The organism is Streptomyces sp. NRRL F-525 (assembly GCF_000716605.1).
Classification (GTDB): Bacteria; Actinomycetota; Actinomycetes; order Streptomycetales; family Streptomycetaceae; genus Streptomyces.
The window spans coordinates 1-953 of record NZ_JNXE01000109.1 but is presented as its reverse complement, the minus strand read 5'-3'; the positions used below and the strand labels follow the sequence as shown (position 1 = coordinate 953).

Annotated in this window: 1 pseudogene; it reads left to right on the top strand. The window is 74.6% G+C overall.

The features are described 5' to 3' along the window. Positions 1–530: pseudogene (locus OO69_RS48075) on the top strand (DEAD/DEAH box helicase); the annotation flags it as partial. Positions 531–953 lie beyond the last annotated feature (423 nt).

The following is a 953-nucleotide window of genomic DNA, read 5'->3' as shown; positions in this document are numbered from 1 at the left end:
CCAGACCCCCCCCCCCCCCCGCCCCCCACCCCCCGGCCCCGGGCGACTACATCTCCCCCCGCGACTTCCCCGCCCCACCGCCCCGGGCCAACACCAGTTCCCCTTACGCCAACCACCACCCCCGCCGCCCCTCCCTCGCCACCCGAGCCGTGGTCCTGGCCGCCGCCGACCCCGCGAACGCGTACGGCGCCGCCCTCCCCTGGCCTGAGCCGCCGACCGGTGCCGGGCACAAGCCGGGGCGTAAGGCGGGCTCTCTCGTAGTTCTGGTCGAAGGTGAACTGACCCTCTACATGGAGCGCGGCGGCAAGACCCTGCTCGCCTGGCCCTCCACACCGGACACCACGGCCACCGAAGACCCACGCCTCCAGGCAGCGGCCGAGGCCCTCGCGGCAGCGGCCCGAGCGGGTTCTCTCGGCACGGTCACGGTGGAGCGCGTCAACGGCGCCTCGGCCCTGACCTCCCCCATCGGCACCCTCCTGGAAGGAGCAGGCTTCATCGCGACACCACGCGGCCTGCGCCTCCGCGCGTGAGCCGGATCAACGCCGTTCCAGGGTCCGGCCGCCCCTCACCCGAGCCGCCCCTCACCCGAACTGCCTCTCAACCCGAGCCGCCCCAGCCTCCGCGCTCCCGCTCACCCCAGGCCGGCCTTCACCTCGTGCCGCCCTACCTCACCGCCTCTCACTTCGCGCAGCCTCAGCCCAAGCCACTCCCACCCCAAGCCAGCCCTCACCCCGCCTCTCACTTCACCCAAGCCCCTCACCCTGGGCCCCAGCACCCCGCGCCCCCTCTCGCCCGGCGCCGCCCCACACCCAGGGCTCCTCTCAGCCCGCACCACCCCTCGCCCCAGGCCACTCCCCCAAACCTCCCCTCATCCCGCGCCTCTTCCTCCGCGCCGCCTCACCCCCGGACTCTCCTCACCCCAACCCCCTTCTCACCCCGAGCCACCCCACACC